The 16,786-nt window shown below is 65.1% G+C and carries 13 protein-coding genes; 7 read left to right on the plus strand and 6 right to left on the minus strand.

Annotated features, from left to right (window positions below; all coding sequences use genetic code 11):
* The first annotated feature begins 263 nt into the window (after positions 1–263).
* From clpX to M2319_RS09100, 5 genes are all read left to right on the plus strand, one after another.
* On the plus strand, positions 264–1,526 hold the full coding sequence (gene clpX, locus M2319_RS09080) for an ATP-dependent Clp protease ATP-binding subunit ClpX (protein ID WP_264601137.1): 1,263 nt from the start codon (positions 264–266) through the stop codon (positions 1,524–1,526).
* Positions 1,527–1,752: 226 nt separating this feature from the next.
* The gene (gene lon, locus M2319_RS09085; RefSeq protein ID WP_264601138.1) at positions 1,753–4,179 is read left to right on the plus strand and encodes an endopeptidase La; all 2,427 of its coding nucleotides are present in this window, start codon (positions 1,753–1,755) and stop codon (positions 4,177–4,179) included.
* A gap of 183 nt (positions 4,180–4,362) precedes the next feature.
* Positions 4,363–4,638, plus strand: coding sequence for an HU family DNA-binding protein (locus M2319_RS09090; protein WP_111433011.1), 276 nt, complete (start codon positions 4,363–4,365; stop codon positions 4,636–4,638).
* Positions 4,639–4,827: 189 nt separating this feature from the next.
* A complete protein-coding gene (locus M2319_RS09095; RefSeq protein ID WP_264601139.1) occupies positions 4,828–6,033 on the plus strand; it encodes a thiolase family protein in 1,206 nt (401 codons plus the stop codon).
* A 171-nt stretch (positions 6,034–6,204) separates the two neighbouring features.
* Complete coding sequence (locus tag M2319_RS09100) at positions 6,205–8,034, plus strand: feruloyl-CoA synthase (RefSeq protein ID WP_264601140.1); 1,830 nt, start codon at positions 6,205–6,207, stop codon at positions 8,032–8,034.
* Between the two features lie 213 nt (positions 8,035–8,247).
* Here the strand turns inward: M2319_RS09100 and M2319_RS09105 are convergent, their stop codons facing one another.
* Genes M2319_RS09105 through M2319_RS09130 form a run of 6 tightly spaced genes read right to left on the minus strand, consistent with a single transcriptional unit; the run spans position 8,248 to position 14,378 of the window.
* Complete coding sequence (locus M2319_RS09105) at positions 8,248–8,895, minus strand: isochorismatase family cysteine hydrolase (protein ID WP_264601141.1); 648 nt, start codon at positions 8,893–8,895, stop codon at positions 8,248–8,250.
* Positions 8,892–9,710: an N-formylglutamate amidohydrolase gene (locus M2319_RS09110; protein ID WP_264601142.1), complete on the minus strand. Its 819-nt coding sequence runs from the start codon at positions 9,708–9,710 to the stop codon at positions 8,892–8,894. The genes M2319_RS09105 and M2319_RS09110 overlap by 4 nt, the downstream gene beginning before the upstream one ends.
* A 3-nt stretch (positions 9,711–9,713) precedes the next feature.
* Complete coding sequence (locus M2319_RS09115; protein ID WP_111433016.1) at positions 9,714–10,607, minus strand: branched-chain amino acid ABC transporter permease; 894 nt, start codon at positions 10,605–10,607, stop codon at positions 9,714–9,716.
* A 4-nt stretch (positions 10,608–10,611) separates the two neighbouring features.
* A complete protein-coding gene (locus M2319_RS09120) occupies positions 10,612–11,325 on the minus strand; it encodes an ABC transporter ATP-binding protein (RefSeq protein WP_264601143.1) in 714 nt (237 codons plus the stop codon).
* A 22-nt stretch (positions 11,326–11,347) separates the two neighbouring features.
* On the minus strand, positions 11,348–12,517 hold the full coding sequence (locus M2319_RS09125) for an ABC transporter substrate-binding protein (RefSeq protein ID WP_264601144.1): 1,170 nt from the start codon (positions 12,515–12,517) through the stop codon (positions 11,348–11,350).
* Positions 12,518–12,560: 43 nt separating this feature from the next.
* The gene (locus M2319_RS09130; RefSeq protein WP_264601145.1) at positions 12,561–14,378 is read right to left on the minus strand and encodes a branched-chain amino acid ABC transporter ATP-binding protein/permease; all 1,818 of its coding nucleotides are present in this window, start codon (positions 14,376–14,378) and stop codon (positions 12,561–12,563) included.
* Positions 14,379–14,590: 212 nt separating this feature from the next.
* On the opposite strand from M2319_RS09130, the gene M2319_RS09135 reads away from it, so the two are divergent.
* On the plus strand, positions 14,591–15,475 hold the full coding sequence (locus M2319_RS09135; RefSeq protein ID WP_264601146.1) for a MurR/RpiR family transcriptional regulator: 885 nt from the start codon (positions 14,591–14,593) through the stop codon (positions 15,473–15,475).
* The gene (locus M2319_RS09140; RefSeq protein WP_264601147.1) at positions 15,472–16,785 is read left to right on the plus strand and encodes a glutamine synthetase family protein; all 1,314 of its coding nucleotides are present in this window, start codon (positions 15,472–15,474) and stop codon (positions 16,783–16,785) included. The genes M2319_RS09135 and M2319_RS09140 overlap by 4 nt, the downstream gene beginning before the upstream one ends.
* Position 16,786: the final 1 nt, after the last annotated feature.

Raw genomic sequence — 16,786 nt, forward strand, 5'->3', positions numbered from 1 at the left:
TTGCCGCGAAGTGTGCCCTTGCGGGCGCACCTTACGGAAAATCTCGGATGTTGTGCCGCAGCCCTCTATTCTTTAGCGTAAGGGCCATTAAGTTTCTCTTGAGTGTTGGCCGTCTAACATGATGTCATCGCATCATGCGTTTGACGACGGCGGACGTTCGAAGACGTGTGGGATGGCACGACAGGAGCAGGATCGCCTCCCGGTCCGGCTTTCCATTCCGACAAGGAAGGCGCGTTGCCTTCCCGCGACGTGAGGATGATTGAATGAGCAAGGTCAGCGGCGACAACAAGAACACGCTCTACTGTTCTTTCTGCGGAAAGAGTCAGCATGAGGTGCGCAAGCTGATCGCGGGTCCGACGGTTTTCATCTGCGATGAATGCGTGGAGCTGTGCATGGACATCATTCGCGAGGAGAACAAGACCTCGCTGGTGAAGTCGCGCGACGGCATCCCGAGTCCGGACGAGATCGCGACGGTCCTGAACGATTATGTGATCGGCCAGAGCCATGCCAAGAAGGTGCTGTCGGTGGCCGTGCACAACCACTACAAGCGCCTCAACCACGCGTCCAAGAACAACGACGTGGAGCTGGCCAAGTCCAACATCCTCCTGATCGGCCCGACCGGCTGCGGCAAGACGCTGCTCGCGCAGACGCTGGCGCGCATCCTCGACGTGCCGTTCACCATGGCCGACGCGACGACGCTGACCGAGGCCGGCTATGTCGGCGAGGATGTCGAGAACATCATCCTGAAGCTGCTGCAGTCCGCCGACTACAATGTCGAGCGCGCGCAGCGCGGCATCGTCTATATCGACGAGGTCGACAAGATCAGCCGCAAGTCGGACAACCCCTCGATCACCCGCGACGTGTCGGGCGAGGGCGTCCAGCAGGCGCTGTTGAAGATCATGGAAGGCACGGTGGCGAGCGTTCCCCCGCAGGGCGGCCGCAAGCACCCGCAGCAGGAATTCCTGCAGGTCGACACCACCAACATCCTGTTCATCGTCGGCGGTGCCTTCGCCGGCCTTGAAAAGATCATCTCCGACCGCGGCCGGTCGACCTCCATCGGCTTCAAGGCCCAGGTGCTGGCGCCGGAAGACCGCAAGACGGGCGAATTGTTCCGCGACGTGGAGCCGGAGGACCTTCTGAAGTTCGGCCTCATTCCGGAATTCGTCGGCCGCCTGCCGGTCATCGCCACGCTGGAAGACCTCGACGAGGCGGCGCTGGTGGAAATCCTCGGCGAGCCAAAGAACGCCCTGGTCAAGCAGTACCAGCGGCTGTTCGAGATGGAATCGGTGGAACTCACCTTCCAGGAAGAGGCGCTTCGTGCGATCGCCCGCAAGGCGATCGAGCGCAAGACCGGCGCCCGCGGCCTGCGCTCCATCATGGAGACGATTCTGCTCGACACCATGTTCGAGCTGCCGAGCCTTGAGGGCGTCAAGGAGGTCGTGATCTCCGCCGAGGTCGTCGATGGCAAGGCGCGTCCGCTCTACATTTACGAGGATCGTGCGGAGAATTCCGCCACGTCCGCGTAACTTTCGGGGATAGGTCAAGGCATCGCCGTTCACGTGCCTTGACACCCATAGGGCCGAGCGCCACCTAATACGGACAAGCGGCAGTGCCGGAGACGCCGGATGCGCCCGTTTTGGGGTGTTCGGCGCCTGCCGATTTCCTCCCGACACCGCTTCCATTGCCGCAGGTGCGCGGACCGTTGGCACGCCTCGTGCAACGTTCGGCACCGTTCAGGAAAAGGATGACCCGATGTCCGCCATTGATTCGAGCTCTCCGGAAAAGAAGCAAGACGAAAACGTGTTCCCGGTTCTGCCGCTGCGCGACATCGTCGTCTTCCCGCACATGATCGTCCCGCTCTTCGTCGGCCGCGAGAAATCCATCCGCGCCCTTGAGGAAGTGATGCAGGGCGACACCCAGATTCTGCTTGCGACCCAGAAGAACAGCTCCGACGACGACCCCTCGACCGACCAGATCTACGAGGTCGGCACGCTAGCCACCGTGCTGCAGCTCCTGAAGCTGCCGGACGGCACCGTGAAGGTGCTGGTGGAAGGCGGCGACCGGGCCGAGATCGTCGAATTCAGCGACCGCGACGACCTGTTCGAGGCGCGCATCGAGGTGCTGCCGGAGGACGAGGGCGACGAGGTCGAGGCCGAAGCGCTTGCCCGTTCCGTGGTCAACGAGTTCGAAAATTACGTCAAATTGAACAAAAAGGTGTCACCGGAGGTGCTCGGCGCCATCGGGCAGATCGACGACTATTCCAAGCTCGCCGACACCATCGCCTCGCACCTGGCGATCAAGATCCCGGAGAAGCAGGAAATCCTGTCGATCGTCTCCGTCGGCGGCCGGCTGGAGCGCATCCTCGGCCTGATGGAGAGTGAGATCTCCGTGCTGCAGGTCGAAAAGCGCATCCGCAGCCGGGTCAAGCGCCAGATGGAGAAGACCCAGCGCGAGTACTATCTCAACGAGCAGATGAAGGCGATCCAGAAGGAGCTCGGCGACTCGGAGGACGGGCGCGACGAGATCCAGGAACTGGAAGACAAGATCGCCAAGACCAAGCTCAGCAAGGAAGCCAAGGAAAAGGCCCTCGGCGAGATCAAGAAGCTGCGCCAGATGAGCCCGATGTCGGCCGAGGCGACGGTGGTGCGCAACTACCTCGACTGGCTGCTCGGCATTCCGTGGTCCAGGAGCTCCAAGGTCAAGAACGATCTCGGCTATGCCGAAGAGGTGCTCGACGCCGACCACTATGGCCTGGAAAAGGTCAAGGAGCGGATCATCGAATATCTCGCCGTGCAGAGCCGGGCCAACAAGCTGAAGGGGCCGATCCTCTGCCTCGTCGGGCCTCCGGGCGTCGGCAAGACCTCGCTCGGCAAGTCGATCGCGCGGGCCACGGGCCGCGAATTCGTGCGCATGTCGCTGGGCGGCGTGCGCGACGAGGCGGAAATCCGCGGCCACCGGCGGACCTATATCGGCTCGATGCCCGGCAAGGTCATCCAGTCGATGAAGAAGGCCAAGAAATCCAACCCGCTGTTCCTTCTCGACGAGATCGACAAGATGGGCATGGATTTCCGCGGCGATCCGTCGTCGGCGCTGCTTGAGGTGCTCGATCCGGAGCAGAACTCCTCGTTCATGGACCACTATCTGGAGGTCGAGTACGACCTCTCCAACGTGATGTTCGTGACGACGGCCAACACCCTCAACATCCCGGCGCCGCTGATGGACCGCATGGAGATCATCCGCATCGCCGGCTACACCGAGGACGAGAAGGTCGAGATCGCCAAGCGCCACCTGATGCCGAAGACGCAGAAAGACCACGGCCTTGACGATGGCGAGTTCGCCATCACGGAGCCGGCGCTCCGGATGCTGATCCGGCGCTACACCCGCGAGGCGGGCGTCAGGAACCTTGAGCGCGAGATCGCGACCCTGTCGCGGAAAGCCATCAAGGAGCTGCTGACGTCTAGGAAGAAGAGCATCAAGGTCACGCCGAAGAAGCTCGAGGAGTATCTCGGCGCGCCGCGCTATCGCTACGGCGAAGCGGAGGACGAGGACCGGGTCGGCGTCGTCACCGGCCTTGCCTGGACCGAAGTCGGCGGCGAGCTGCTGACGATCGAAGGCGTCGACATGCCCGGCAAGGGCAAGATGACCGTGACCGGCAATCTGCGCGACGTGATGAAGGAATCGATCTCGGCGGCGGCGTCCTACGTCCGTTCGCGGTCGGTCGATTTCGGCATCAAGCCGAGCCTCTTCGACCGGCGGGACATCCACGTCCACGTGCCGGAAGGCGCCACCCCGAAGGACGGTCCGTCGGCGGGCGTTGCCATGGTCACCGCGATCGTCTCGGTGATGACCGGGGTTCCGGTCAAGAAGAGCGTCGCCATGACCGGCGAGATCACGCTGCGCGGACGGGTGCTGCCGATCGGCGGGCTGAAGGAGAAGCTCCTTGCGGCGCTGCGCGGCGGCATCAAGACGGTGCTGATCCCGGAAGAGAACGCCAAGGACCTGACCGAGATTCCGGACAACGTGAAGAACGCGCTGGATATCATCCCGGTCGGTCGCATGGACGAGGTGCTGGCCAATGCCCTTGCGGGCGAGCTGGAACCGATCGAATGGGACGCGGCGGACGAGGAGCAGAAACCCGCCGTTTCCGACGACGACAGCGCCGCTTTAACGGCGCATTAAGCGACAAAGCTGCAACACAAACGTCCCCCCGGCCGTCTGGCCGGGGGTTTTTTATTGAAAATGGTGAAAAACCGCGGATTTCTGCGAGAAACAGCCTTGCTTTCGGCGGCTTTTCCCCAGAAGTATGAACCTTGGCGGGCAAGCGGCGAATCAGGCAGCCCGCAAGACACGAAAGGATTTCTGATGAACAAGAATGAACTCATCGCCGACGTCGCCGAGCGCACGGGGCTGACGAAGGCCGCTGCCGGCGAAGCCGTCGACGCGACCTTCGCTGCGGTGACCGATGCCCTGAAGAAGGGCGACGAGGTCCGCATCATCGGTTTCGGCAACTTCTCGGTCACCCAGCGTGCCGCCACCGAGGGACGCAACCCGCGCACCGGCGAGACCATCAAGATCCCGGCATCCAAGACGCCGAAGTTCAAGGCCGGCAAGGGCCTCAAGGATTCCGTCAACGGCTGACCCCATTGGCGCCCGATCCGCGCGGCCTCATCGGCCGCGGCGGAGCCGGGTCCTTGCTACCTGCGAAAACGGGTCGTTCCGATCGGGGCGGCCCGTTTTCATTTGGGCACTTCTCCCTGTTGCGCTGTCCCGCCGGCCCCGGCACAGTGGCGGCCGATTGCAGGTATCGCGTTTTGAGGAGGCGCCCCGGTGACCGCGCTCGCAGAAATTCCCTACGGCCTTTACTGGTCGACTCCGTTCGCCAAGTGGCAGGGGGCGTTCGCGTCCCTCAACAGCGTCGAATTCGCCGCCCATGTGGCGCGGCAGGAATTGGCGAAGCGCGCGGTCGACCCAGGCGTCTTCGACCATGCGGTGCTGGGCATCAGCGTGCCGCAGCACCATTCCTTCTATGGCGCGCCCTGGTTCATGGGGCTGATCGGGGCCGGCCATGTGGGCGGGCCGACGGTGATGCAGGCCTGCGCCACCGGCGCGCGGGCGTTGCTGTCCGGCACCCAGGAGATCGGTTCCGGCATGGCCGGCGTCAGCCTCATCGCCACCTGCGACCGCACTTCCAACGGCCCGCACCTCTACTATCCGAATCCGCGCGGGCCCGGTGGCACGGGGGCGTCGGAAGACTGGGTCATGGACAATTTCGGCTGCGATCCGCTCGGCGGCCACGCCATGGTGACGACTGCGGAGAACGTTGCGAAAAAGCACGGGATTTCAACGGAGGAGCAGCATGAGGTCGTGCTCCGTCGCCACGCGCAGTACCAGATGGCGACCGCGGACGACCGGGCCTTCCAGCGCCGCTACATGACGCTGCCCTTCGAGGTGCCGACACCGAACTTCAGGAAGATCGCCACGACCATCGACGGCGACGAGGGGATCACGGCAACGACGGCGGAGGGGCTCTCGCGCCTGAAGCCCGTGGTTCCCGGCGGCACGGTCACCTTCGGCGGCCAGACCCATCCGGCGGACGGATCCGTTGCCATGGTTGTCGCAACCCCTGATAAGGCGCGCGAGCTGTCGCGCGATGCTGCGATCCGGATTTCGCTTTGCGGTTTCGGCCAGGCGCGCACGGAACTCGCCCACATGCCCGAGGCGACGATCCCGGCAGCTCGGCGGGCGCTCGACCAGGCCGGGCTCGAGATCTCGCAGATGGTGGCGATCAAGTCGCACAACCCGTTTGCGGTCAACGACATCGTCTTTGCCCGCGAGACCGGGTGCGACCTTTCCGCCATGAACAATTACGGCTCGTCGCTGATCTGGGGCCATCCCCAGGCGCCGACGGGGCTGCGCTCCATCATCGAGCTGATCGAGGAACTGGTGATCCGGGGCGGCGGCTACGGGCTCTTTGAGGGCTGTGCGGCGGGTGATACGGCGATGGCCGTCGTCCTCAAGGTGGAGAGCCGCTGAGTTGCCCGTCGCAAACGGCCTTTCCGGCTCTTTTCGGCAGACGACGAGTCGTGCACCGGCGATTGTATCCAGCCCCTTCACAGGGCCGGTTCGGCTTGCCATAGTTGCCCGCAACGCCGACCGGGATAGCCGCCGAAGGGTGCGCCGATCGGGCATTTGAGGGGACCAAGAATGGCAATCGTTGAGCGGGGGAGCCTGGAGTTTGCGCCCGCGCGGGTCGAGCGCACCGAGCTTGCCGACGGCGGCTTCGTGCTCGCCTCGCCGATGCCGCTCGCGTCCTATCCCGACCACATCTGCGCCTGCCTGCACCATTGGGCCGACAGGGTCCCGGACCGCACCTTCCTTGCCGAACGGGACGGCGAGGGCGCCTGGCGGCGGGTGAGCTATGCCGAGGCGCTGCAGAGCGTCCGGGCGATCGCGGCCGCGCTCCTTGGCCGCGGCATCACCGCCGACAATCCGGTGATGCTGCTCTCCGACAATTCCATCGAAAACGGCCTCCTGCAGCTCGGATCGATCTATGCCGGCATTCCGGCGACGCCGGTCTCTCCGGCCTATTCGCTGATGTCGGAGGACCACGAAAAGCTCAAATATATCTATGACCTGGTCGGGCCGAAGCTGATCTTTGCCGCCGACGGCGCGCGCTTCGAAAAGGCGCTGTCGAGCCTCGATCTGACCGGCGTGGAACTCGTCATCGCCGCCAACGAGGCGCGGCCGGCAACGCACTTCTCGGAGCTCCTGGAGGCCGTGCCGGGCGCTGCCGTCGATGCGGCCTACCGGTCCGCCGGACCGGACACGCCGACCAAAATCCTCTTCACGTCGGGATCGACCGGGCAGCCCAAGGGCGTCATCAATACGCACCGGATGATGGTCTCCAACCAGCAGATGATGCTGCAGGTCTGGCCGTTCCTGGAGCGCCGGCCGCCGGTCATCCTCGACTGGCTGCCGTGGCACCACACCTTCGGCGGCAACCACAACTTCAACATGATGCTCTACAATGGCGGCACGCTGTTCATCGACCACGGCAAGCCGGTGCCGGGGCTGATCGACCGCACCATCGCCAATCTCAGCGACGTCGCCCCAACCCTCTATTTCAACGTGCCGCGCGGCTTCGACATGGTGCTGCCGTACCTGGAGGAAGACGAGCGGCTGCGCGACTATTTCTTCTCCGAGCTCGATCTCATCTTCTATGCCGCGGCCGCCCTGCCGCAGAACCTGTGGGAGCGGCTGGAACAGCTCTCCGTCGCCGCGCGTGGCTCGAAAATCCCGATGACCTCGTCCTGGGGCGCGACAGAGACGGCGCCGGCCGTCACCAACGCCCATTTCCCGATCGAGCGGGCCGGGGTGATCGGTCTGCCGCTGCCGGGCGTCGACCTCAAATTCACGCCGAACGGCGACAAGCTGGAAATGCGCGTGCGCGGGCCGCTGGTGACGCCGGGCTACTATTTGCGCGACGACCTGACGAAGGCGGCCTTCGACGATGACGGCTTTTATCGGATCGGCGATGCCGGCCGGCTGGCCGACCCGGACAATCCGGCGGCGGGCGTCGTCTTCGACGGGCGGGTGGCGGAGGACTTCAAGCTGATGTCCGGGTCGTGGGTCAGCGTCGGCAACATCCGCGTCGCGGCGATTGCCGCCGGCGCGCCGGTGATCCAGGACTGCGTCGTCACCGGCCACGACCGGGACGAGGTCGGCATCCTCGTTTTTCCCAATGTCGCCGGCTGCGCCAAGCTTTCAGGCCGCGATGCGGGCGCCCCGCTTGAGGAACTGGTCGTCGCGGAGGCGGTCCGCGACAAGCTGCGCCGTGGCATCGGTGGCTACAACCAGCACCACGCCGGCTCCAGCTTCCGGATCGCCCGGGCGCTTATCATGACAACGCCGCCATCGATCGACCGGAACGAGATCACCGACAAGGGCTACATCAACCAGCGCGCCGCCATCGACAACCGCGCCGACCTCGTCGATGTGCTCTATTCGGACGATCCGCGGGTGATCCGGTTTTGAGGGGGCCCGGCCCGATCGTGCCGTTCGCAGGCTGGGCTGCGTGTCCCGTTTTTCTAAAGGATTGATCTGAAAGGCCGAACTGGATTGCTTCGCTGCGCTCGCAATGACGAGCGTGGGAGATTCGTCATTGCGAGGAGGCCGACAGGCCGACGCGGCAATCCATAGGGCGGTTCGGCCGAGGATTGCGTGCAGAGACCCGGAAAGCCCGGCGCCTCACGAAATCTCCGCAATCAACTCTTCGGTCGTCACCTGGCGGCAATAGCCTTTGATGGCGCGGAGCGAGAAGTCATGGCGCTCCTCAGTATAGGTCGCGCAGGCGTCGGTCACTTCCGTGACCAGATAGCCGAGGTCGCAGGCGTCGCGGATCGCGCTTTCCACGCACTGGTCGGTGACGAGGCCCGCGATGACGAGTTGCTTCACGCCGAGATTGCGCAGGATGTAGTCGATGTGGGTGGAGACGAAGACGGAGGACGAGCTCTTCGGCAGCCAGATCTCGTCGTCGGTCGGCGCCAGTTCGTCGATCACCTTGCCGTCCCAAGAACCCTTCGGCACGTTGAAGCCCGAGATTTTGTAGTCGAGGCTGCGGTCGCGGCCGTCCTTGGTCAGGCTCTCGATGGTGGTGTAGAGGACTTCGATGCCGGCCTTTCGGAACGCCGCCTGGAGCTTTTGCATGTTGGGGATTGCGAGCGTCTTCAGGCGCTCGAAGTAATAGGCGTATTTGGTCGCGATCTCCTCGTCGGGGATGTCCTTGAACTCAGCGCCCTCGCGTTTCACGGCGAAGTTCTGGACGTCGATGAAGAGCAATGCGGATTGTGCGGGAACGAGCGGGACCTCGCGGGTCAGGCCTTCGGCAGCGGTCATAGCAGTCCTTCCTGATTGGCAAGCACGTGGTCGATGACGACGGCAAGGATCCCGGTCCAGGTCTCGCGGCCTGCCGGTGTGGCGAGTTCGTCGTTGCGGACTTCCAGGAGCACATGCGGGATGCCGCGCTTCTCGCCATGGACGGGGATCGTGAAGTCGCTGTCGTCCTCGACCGTGTAGGGCTCGTTGAAGGTCGACAGATACGACGAGGCGTGGACCTCAAGGCCGGCCATCAGGTGGCGCGCCAGCCGGTCGTCGCGATTGTAGAGGAGGCCGACATGCCAGGGGCGCGGCTCGGGCCTGGCGGCAAGCTCGGCGGTGAAGGAGTGGACGGCGACGAGGAGGGCCGGCTGTCCGGCCGTCTGCCGCGCGTCGAGAAGCCCCGCGACCGTGCCGTGGAACGGCGTGTGAATATCCTCCACGCGCTGGCGGTGGGCGAGGGGCGAGATACCCCGGTTGGCCGGGATCGCGGTGCCGTCGCTAATCTCCGGCACGCATTGCGGACTTTCCGGCGGGCGGTTGCAGTCGACGACGAGGCGGCTGTAGGGCTGCAGGACGAGCGGGGCGTCGAGCCGGGCCGAGAGCCGCCGCGCGAGGTCCTCTGCGCCGATGTCGTAGGCGATGTGCCGGTCCATCTCGTGGCCTGGGACACCAAGATCGCCGAGGGCGCGCGGGATGCGGCGCCCGGCATGCTCGCAGGTGAGAAACACCGGCGATGATCCGGCCCGGTTGGCGACCTCGAAGGGCTTCGGCTCGTCAGGGCCGAGAAGGGGCGCGGTGGCGACCGCGCCGGCGTTCCGCGAAGCTTCTGCCATGGGTCAGACCTTTTCCGTGCCGAAATTGGCAGAGGGAATGAGGCCGTTCGGTCGCCACAGCAGCACCAGCACGACGACGGCAAGGCCGATCGGCTCCTTGAACTCCTGCAGGCTCTCCGGCAGGAAGGCCGTGGAATAGATCTCGATGAAGCCGAGGAGGAAACCGCCGGCGACGGCACCGGTCAGCGAGCCGAGACCGCCGAGGATGGAGGCGATGAACGCCTTCAGCACCGGCACGAACCCCATCAGCGGGTCGACCGAGGCGCGCTGGGAGACCCAGAGCACCGAGGCGACGCCGGCAAGCAGGCCGGAAAGGGCGAAGGCGCCGGCGATGACCGCATTGGCCCTGACGCCCATCAGCCGGGCGACGGGGAAATCCTCGGCCGCGGCGCGCATGGCGATGCCGACGGAGGTCCGCTTCAGGAACCAGTTGAGGAAGATCAGCATGACGATGGTCGCGCCGATCGCGGCCAGCTTGTTGACGCCGATGAGGAAGTCGCCGAAGGCAACGCTCTGGGCAAGCCCTTCCGGCAGCGCCACCGGCTTGGAGCGCGTGGCGATGAGGTTCTGGAACAGGATCTGCAGGATCGTGGCGACGGCAAAGCTGGTGACCAGCATGGTCGCGCCGGAGGCGTTGCGCACCGGCCGGAACGCGATGCGCTCCATCAGGACGGCGGCGAGGATCGCGGCAAGGATCGCCAGCGGCACGGAGATGACGAAGGGCACGCCCGCGATGCCGCAATACATCAGCGTGTAGCCGGAAATGGTCATCAGCTCGCCGTGGGCGAAGTTGATCATCCCCATGACGGAAAAGACGATGGCAAGGCCGAGGGCGAGAAGCGCGTATGTGCCGCCGAGCGCCACCGCGTTGACCGTCTGCTGCAGGAACAGTTCCATGGGGTCAGTGGGCTCCCAGATAGGCTTCTTCGACGATGTTGGAGGACTTCAGCTCCTCCGCCGTGCCGGAGGCGACGATGGCGCCGCCGGCGACCAGGTAGCCCCGGTCAATGATGTCGAGCGACATGGCGACGTTCTGTTCCACGAGGAGGATGGTGATGCCTTGGGCCCGCAGCTTGGCGATCAGCTCGAAGATGGATTCCACGATCTGCGGGGCAAGGCCGAGCGACGGCTCGTCGAGGAGCAGGAGCTTCGGATCGATCATCAGCGCGCGGGCGATCGCCAGCATCTGCTGCTGGCCGCCGGAAAGCGTGCCGGCGAACTGGTGCTCGCGTTCCTTCAGGATCGGGAACAGCTGAAAGACCTGGTCGTAGCTGTCGGATAGCGTCGAGGTGTCGGCGCGGCCGTAGGAGCCGAGCCTGAGATTTTCCGCCACCGTCAGGCCGGAAAAGACGCGCCGGCCTTCCGGGCAGAGCGTGATGCCGCGGCGCACCAGCATTTCCGTCGGCAGCTTGGTGACGTCGTTGCCGCGAAAGGAAATCGATCCTTCCGCTGCCGGCACCAGGCTGACGATGGCGTTCAGCGTCGACGACTTGCCGGCGCCGTTGGCGCCGAGGAGGGCGACGAGTTCGCCTTCCTCGACGTTGAGCGATACGCCCCTGACCGCTTCGACGGGGCCGTAGCGGACTTTCAGATCGGAGACGGTCAGGAGCGGCATGCCGGGAACTTTCCGTTGTCGCTTACTGCATCCGGGGGGCGGGGATGAGGTCCGCATCCGGCGAGGGCTGGCCGACGAGTTCGCGCTCGCCGCCCTTGACGCGCACGAGGGAGACTTCCCGCACGGGCATGCCCATGGTGCCCTTGTAGGTGATCAGGCTGGTCGCGCCCTGGACGTTCTCAAGATTGGCGATGGCATCGCGGAGCGCGACGGAATCCGTGGTGCCGGCTTCCTTGACGGCGGCGGCGATCACCTGGACGAGGTCGTAGCCGATGGCGTTGAAGACGGTCTCGGACTTCTTGCCCATCTTCTCCTCGTAGAGCTTGTTGAACTTCTCCAGCGGGCTGCCCGCGGTCGGGTGGCCGGCGGTGGAGAAGACGACGCCCTCGGCCGCTTCGCCGAGCGAGAAGGTGGTGGGCGAGTCGATGCCGTCGGAGCCGATCACCTGGGAGGTGACGCCGGCGGCGCGGAGCTGCTTGATGAAGGCCGGGAAGTTCGGCTCATAGGCCGACGTCATGATGACGTCCGGCTGGGGATCGAGCGCCTTGATCTTGGTGACCTCGGCGGAGAAATCCTGTTGGTCGAGCTTGTAGGTGGCCTTGCCGAGGATCTTTCCGCCGAGCGCCTCGAAGACGTCGCCGAAATAGAGCGGCAGCGTGGTGTACTGGGTGTCCGGCGAATAGAGCAGGTAGGCGGAGCGGTGGCCCTGGTCGAAGGCCCATTTGGCCGAGACGGTCGCCTGGACGTTGTCGCCGGGGAAGTTGGCGAACATGTAGTCGCCGCCCATCACCGGCAGGGTCGGCGAGGAGGCGCAGGTGGAAAAGGCCGGGATCTGGGCGGCGCCGGAAATCGAGGCGGCGGCGAAGGCCGGATCGGCGTCGCAGGGCAGCACCAGCACGTCGACGCCGGCATCGACCAGTTCCTGGGTGGCGATCGAGGTCTGGGCGGCGTCGGACCGCACATCCTTGTCGATGGTCTCGATCTTGATCTTGCCGTCGATGCCGCCGGCCTCGTTGATCTCGTCGACGGCGATCTTGAAGCCCTCGATGACCGGGCCGTCGAACGGGGCGAGGCTGCCGGTCTGGGCGGTGGCGACGCCGATGGTCAGCGTGTCATCGGCAGCCGAAGCGGCACCGAACGCGGGCAGCGCCAGCGCCGTGCCGAGGATGAGCGGTGTCAGAAACTTCTTCATGTCGGTTCCCTTCTTTTGGGCGGAGGTGGTGTCTCTTTTCCGGTCAGGCCGCGATGTCGTCCTGGCGTTTGCGGCCCAGATAGGCAGTGATCACATCGGGGTTCTTCTGCACGTCGCCGGGAGCGCCCTCGGCGATGAGCTTGCCCTCGTTGAGGACGACGACGCGGTCGCACAGCCGCACGATCAGCGGCAGGTCGTGGTCGACGACGAGAAGGCCGAGGCCGAGCGTGTCGCGGAGCTTGCGCAGGGTCTCCATCAGCGCATCGGTCTCTTCGCGGTTCATGCCGGCGGCCGGCTCGTCGAGGAACAGGAAGTCGGGCTCCAGGGCGAGGGCGCGGGCGATCTCCACCCGGCGCTGGTCGCCATAGGACAGCGTGTTGGCCTTGAATTCGGCCTTGTCGGCGATGCCCATCCAGTCGAGCGCCGCGGCGCTTGCGGCTTCGGCCTCGGCAACGCTGCGCTTCGGCCAGGCGTTGAGGGCGGCGGCGAGCACGTTCTGGCGCACGCTCAGGGTCCGGAACAGGCGGATATTCTGGAAGGTGCGGGCGATGCCGAGGCCGGCGATCCTGTGCGCCGGCATTTCGGTGATGACGGTTTCGCCCTTTTTCACAACGCCTTCGGTCGCCGGCAGGACGCCGGAGATGAGGTTGAGGAGCGTGGTCTTGCCGGAACCGTTGGGGCCGATCAGGCCGACGATCTCGCCGGGGGCGAGCGACAGGGACACCTTGTCCACGGCGATAAGGCCGGCAAAGCGTTTGGTGACAGTCTCGGCGGTCAGCGTCGCGTCGTTTGTCGTTGCCGCCAGTTTTGGCGCGTCGTCGCCTTCCGGCACCTTTCGTCGGAACAGCCACGGCAGCAGCCGTTCGTCCCATTCGTCGAGGCCGGCAAGGCCGTCGGAGCGGCGGAACATGACGAGGAGGATGATGAGGCCGATGCCGATCTGGGTGGTGCCGAAGACCTCCGGGAGCTGGTAGCCGAAGAGGTCGATGCCGCCTTCCAGGCGCCGCAGGATCTCAGAGACCAGCGTGATGGAGACGGCGCCGACGACGGCACCGGTCATCGTCGTCATGCCGCCGACGATGAGCATGGCAAGGAGCGCGAAGGTGTCGTGGAAATAGAATTTCTTCGGCGAGAAGGCGCCGAGGAAGTGCCCCAGCGCGACGCCGGCGAGCGCAACGAGGCCGGCGCTCAGCACCCAGGCGAGCATCCGCTCGTGCTTGACGCCGATGCCGTTGGCCTTGGCCGCGATCAGGTCCTCGCGGGCGGCCCTCAGCTTCAGGCCGGGCACGGAATCCCGGAACAGGCGGACGATGACAAGGGCGACGGCGCAGACGGCGGCGGCGACCCAGATATCGGTCTCGCGCGGCACGCCGAAGAAGGACTGGCTGCCCCTCGTGATGTCGCGCGCGCCGATGATGACGCCGTGGACGATGATGAGGAGCGCAAGGGTCGCGATGGTTGCCGCCGCGCCTTCGAGCCGGGCGATGACCAGGCCGGCGACATAAGCGACGAGCATGGAGAAGGCGACGGCGACGAGGAGGGCCAGCACGAAATCGAGGTGGATGGCGGCGAGGACCGGCGGCAGGTTCGGCAGCGTCATGTTCTTCATCGCCACCGGCAGCGACAGGATCGCCGAGGTGTAGGCCGCAATGCCCATGAAAGACAGGTGGCCGAAGCTGAGAATGCCGGAATTGCCGCAGTAGAGCCCCATGCCGGCAACAGCGGCCAGGTTGATGAAGAAGACGATCAGGGTGCGCTCGACGCCGCCGCCGACATTGGCGCCGACCATTGCGGCCGCGATCACCAGGAGGACCGGCACGAAGACGGCGATCGCCAGAAAGCGCCAGGGGAGTACCGTCATGCCACCATCTCGTTGGCCATCATCTCTTGGGCTCGCCGTTTCGCCTGGGAGGGGGCGTCAGACCGCCGGAATTACCGTCACATTTCAGCAAAAGGAAAATTTCAAAGTCAATAGTTTAGTGCGCATTGACAAAAAATTTTCATTTTCAATAATGCAGTGCGACGGTGCGAAACGCTTAAAAACACGATGAAAAACGGCATCGGGGAGGGTAGATGTTGGTGAGTGTGCGCGGCAGGATCGAGGAAATGGTCCCCGAATTGACCTCCAGCGAGCGGAAGGTGGCGACCGTCATTCTGGCGGATTATCCGTTCGCCGGGCTGCAGACCATCCAGGAACTCGCCGACCGCGCAAAGGTCTCCGCGCCGTCGATCACGCGCTTCGTCGCCAAGCTCGGCTACCATGGCTACCAGGCGTTCCAGCGCGGGCTGATCGCGGAGCTGAAGGAGAGCCATCGCTCGCCGGTCGATCTGAAACCGGAGGAAAACCCGGCGACGCCGGACCGGTTCCTCGCCGACTATGCCGATCGCCTGGCGACCCTCATCAAGGAGATGGCGGCGGCGATCCCGCAGCAGCAGTTCGACGCCGTCTGCGACCTCATCGCCGATCCCTCGCGCAACATCTTCCTCATCGGCGGGCGTATCTCCGACACCATCGCCCGGATGCTCTCCATGCATCTCAGGCAGATCCGCGGGCGCATCCACCATCTGCCGCTCGACCCGGAGATCTGGCCGGACTACGTCCTGCGTATCCGCCGCCAGGACGTCTTTATCCTTTTCGACTTCCGCCGCTACCAGCCAAGCCTGACCGAGCTTGCCCGGCTCGTCTCGGAGCGCCGCCAGGCGCAGGTCGTTGTCGTCACCGACAAGTGGCTGGCGCCCGCCTCCCGCCATGCCGGCCACGTCCTCGTCGTGCCGACCGAAACCGGAACGGCCTGGGACGGCCAGGCCGCCGCCGTGACCCTGATCGAGGCGATGATCGTCTCGATTTCGGAGCGCGACTGGGAGGCGACCCGCAAACGCATCGAACAATGGGACGACGCCCGCATCACGCTCGGGCGGTCCGGACCGGACATGGACATTGAGGAGATTGATCCGTGAAGCAGGAATCCCTGGTTTTTCTGTGCACCAGCGACATCGCCGGCAAGGTGCGCGGCAAGGCGTTTCCCGAAAGCGATTTCGAAAAGCGCCTGAAGCGCGGCATCGGCTGGACGCCGACCAATGTGCAGATCACCTGCTTCGATGCGATCGCCGACAGCCCCTATGGCGCGCTCGGTGACCTCGTCATGATCCCCGATCCCGACACCATGGTGGTCGCCGACTATATGGACGAGCGCCCGCCCGAGCGTTTCGTCCTCGGCGATATCCATGAGACGACGGGCGAGGCATGGGAGTGCTGCACCCGCTCGATCCTGAAGGGCGCGCTGGAGCGTTTGGAGCGGGTCGCCGGCGTCACGCTGGTCTCGGCCTTCGAGCACGAGTTTCACTTCAAGGGCGGTAACTGTCCGCTCGGCTCGGCCTACAGCGCCTCCGGCTTTCGCGCCGAGCGGGATTTCGCAGAGGCACTGACCGCCGTCATGCGCACCGCCCATCTCGGCCCGGACACCATTATGAAGGAGTACGGCGTCGACCAGTATGAGGTGACCATGAAGCCGGCGGCCGGCATTGCCGGGGCCGACCATGCCGTGATCCTGCGCGAACTGGTGCGGATCACCGCCGGCCGCGTCGGCCGCGAGGCGAGCTTTACGCCTCTGCGCAGCCCCGCCGGCGTCGGCAACGGCGTCCACATCCATATGAGCATGCGCCACGCCGACGGCACGCCGGCCACCTACGATCCGGACGGCCCGCACGGGCTCTCCAAGGTCGCCGGCCAGTTCGTCGCCGGCGTGCTCGCCTATCTCGACCGCATCGTCGCCGTTACCGCGCCGAGCGTCATCTCCTATACGCGGCTGACGCCGCATCGCTGGAGCGCTGCCTTCAACAATCTCGGCTACCGCGACCGGGAGGCCTCGGTACGCATCTGTCCCGTCTCCGGCATGAGCGATATCGCCACGGCAGAGCAGTTCAATTTCGAGTTCCGGGCCGGCGATGCTGCGGCGAGCCCCTATCTGGCACTGGCCGCCATCGTCCATGCCGGAACGCAGGGCATCGAGGAGGGGCTGACCCCGCCGGCGGCCACGGAAGAGGACCTGTCGCTTCTTTCCATGGAAGAGCTTAACAAGCGTGGTTTCATACGGTTGCCGCAATCTCTTGAAGAAGCACTTGAACGATTTTCGGGCGATGAAACGGTCACCGGATGGTTCCCGGGCCGGTTCGCCGAAGTCTACGCCAAGCACAAGAAGGGCGAGATCGACTTCCTCAAGGGCCGCAAGGAGGACGACGTCTGTGCGGCGTACGAGGAGGTCTACTAGG

Source organism: Rhodobium gokarnense (assembly GCF_025961475.1).
Taxonomy (GTDB): domain Bacteria; phylum Pseudomonadota; class Alphaproteobacteria; order Rhizobiales; family Rhodobiaceae; genus Rhodobium; species Rhodobium gokarnense.

Bases quoted from the DNA above. Each gene is read 5' to 3' on its own strand.
- clpX (WP_264601137.1), top strand. From the start codon at position 264: ATGAGCAAGGTCAGCGGCGACAACAAGAACACGCTCTACTGTTCTTTC.
- lon (WP_264601138.1), top strand. From the start codon at position 1,753: ATGTCCGCCATTGATTCGAGCTCTCCGGAAAAGAAGCAAGACGAAAAC.
- M2319_RS09090 (WP_111433011.1), top strand. From the start codon at position 4,363: ATGAACAAGAATGAACTCATCGCCGACGTCGCCGAGCGCACGGGGCTG.
- M2319_RS09100 (WP_264601140.1), top strand. From the start codon at position 6,205: ATGGCAATCGTTGAGCGGGGGAGCCTGGAGTTTGCGCCCGCGCGGGTC.
- M2319_RS09105 (WP_264601141.1), bottom strand. From the start codon at position 8,895: ATGACCGCTGCCGAAGGCCTGACCCGCGAGGTCCCGCTCGTTCCCGCA.
- M2319_RS09110 (WP_264601142.1), bottom strand. From the start codon at position 9,710: ATGGCAGAAGCTTCGCGGAACGCCGGCGCGGTCGCCACCGCGCCCCTT.
- M2319_RS09115 (WP_111433016.1), bottom strand. From the start codon at position 10,607: ATGGAACTGTTCCTGCAGCAGACGGTCAACGCGGTGGCGCTCGGCGGC.
- M2319_RS09120 (WP_264601143.1), bottom strand. From the start codon at position 11,325: ATGCCGCTCCTGACCGTCTCCGATCTGAAAGTCCGCTACGGCCCCGTC.
- M2319_RS09125 (WP_264601144.1), bottom strand. From the start codon at position 12,517: ATGAAGAAGTTTCTGACACCGCTCATCCTCGGCACGGCGCTGGCGCTG.
- M2319_RS09130 (WP_264601145.1), bottom strand. From the start codon at position 14,378: ATGACGGTACTCCCCTGGCGCTTTCTGGCGATCGCCGTCTTCGTGCCG.
- M2319_RS09135 (WP_264601146.1), top strand. From the start codon at position 14,591: ATGTTGGTGAGTGTGCGCGGCAGGATCGAGGAAATGGTCCCCGAATTG.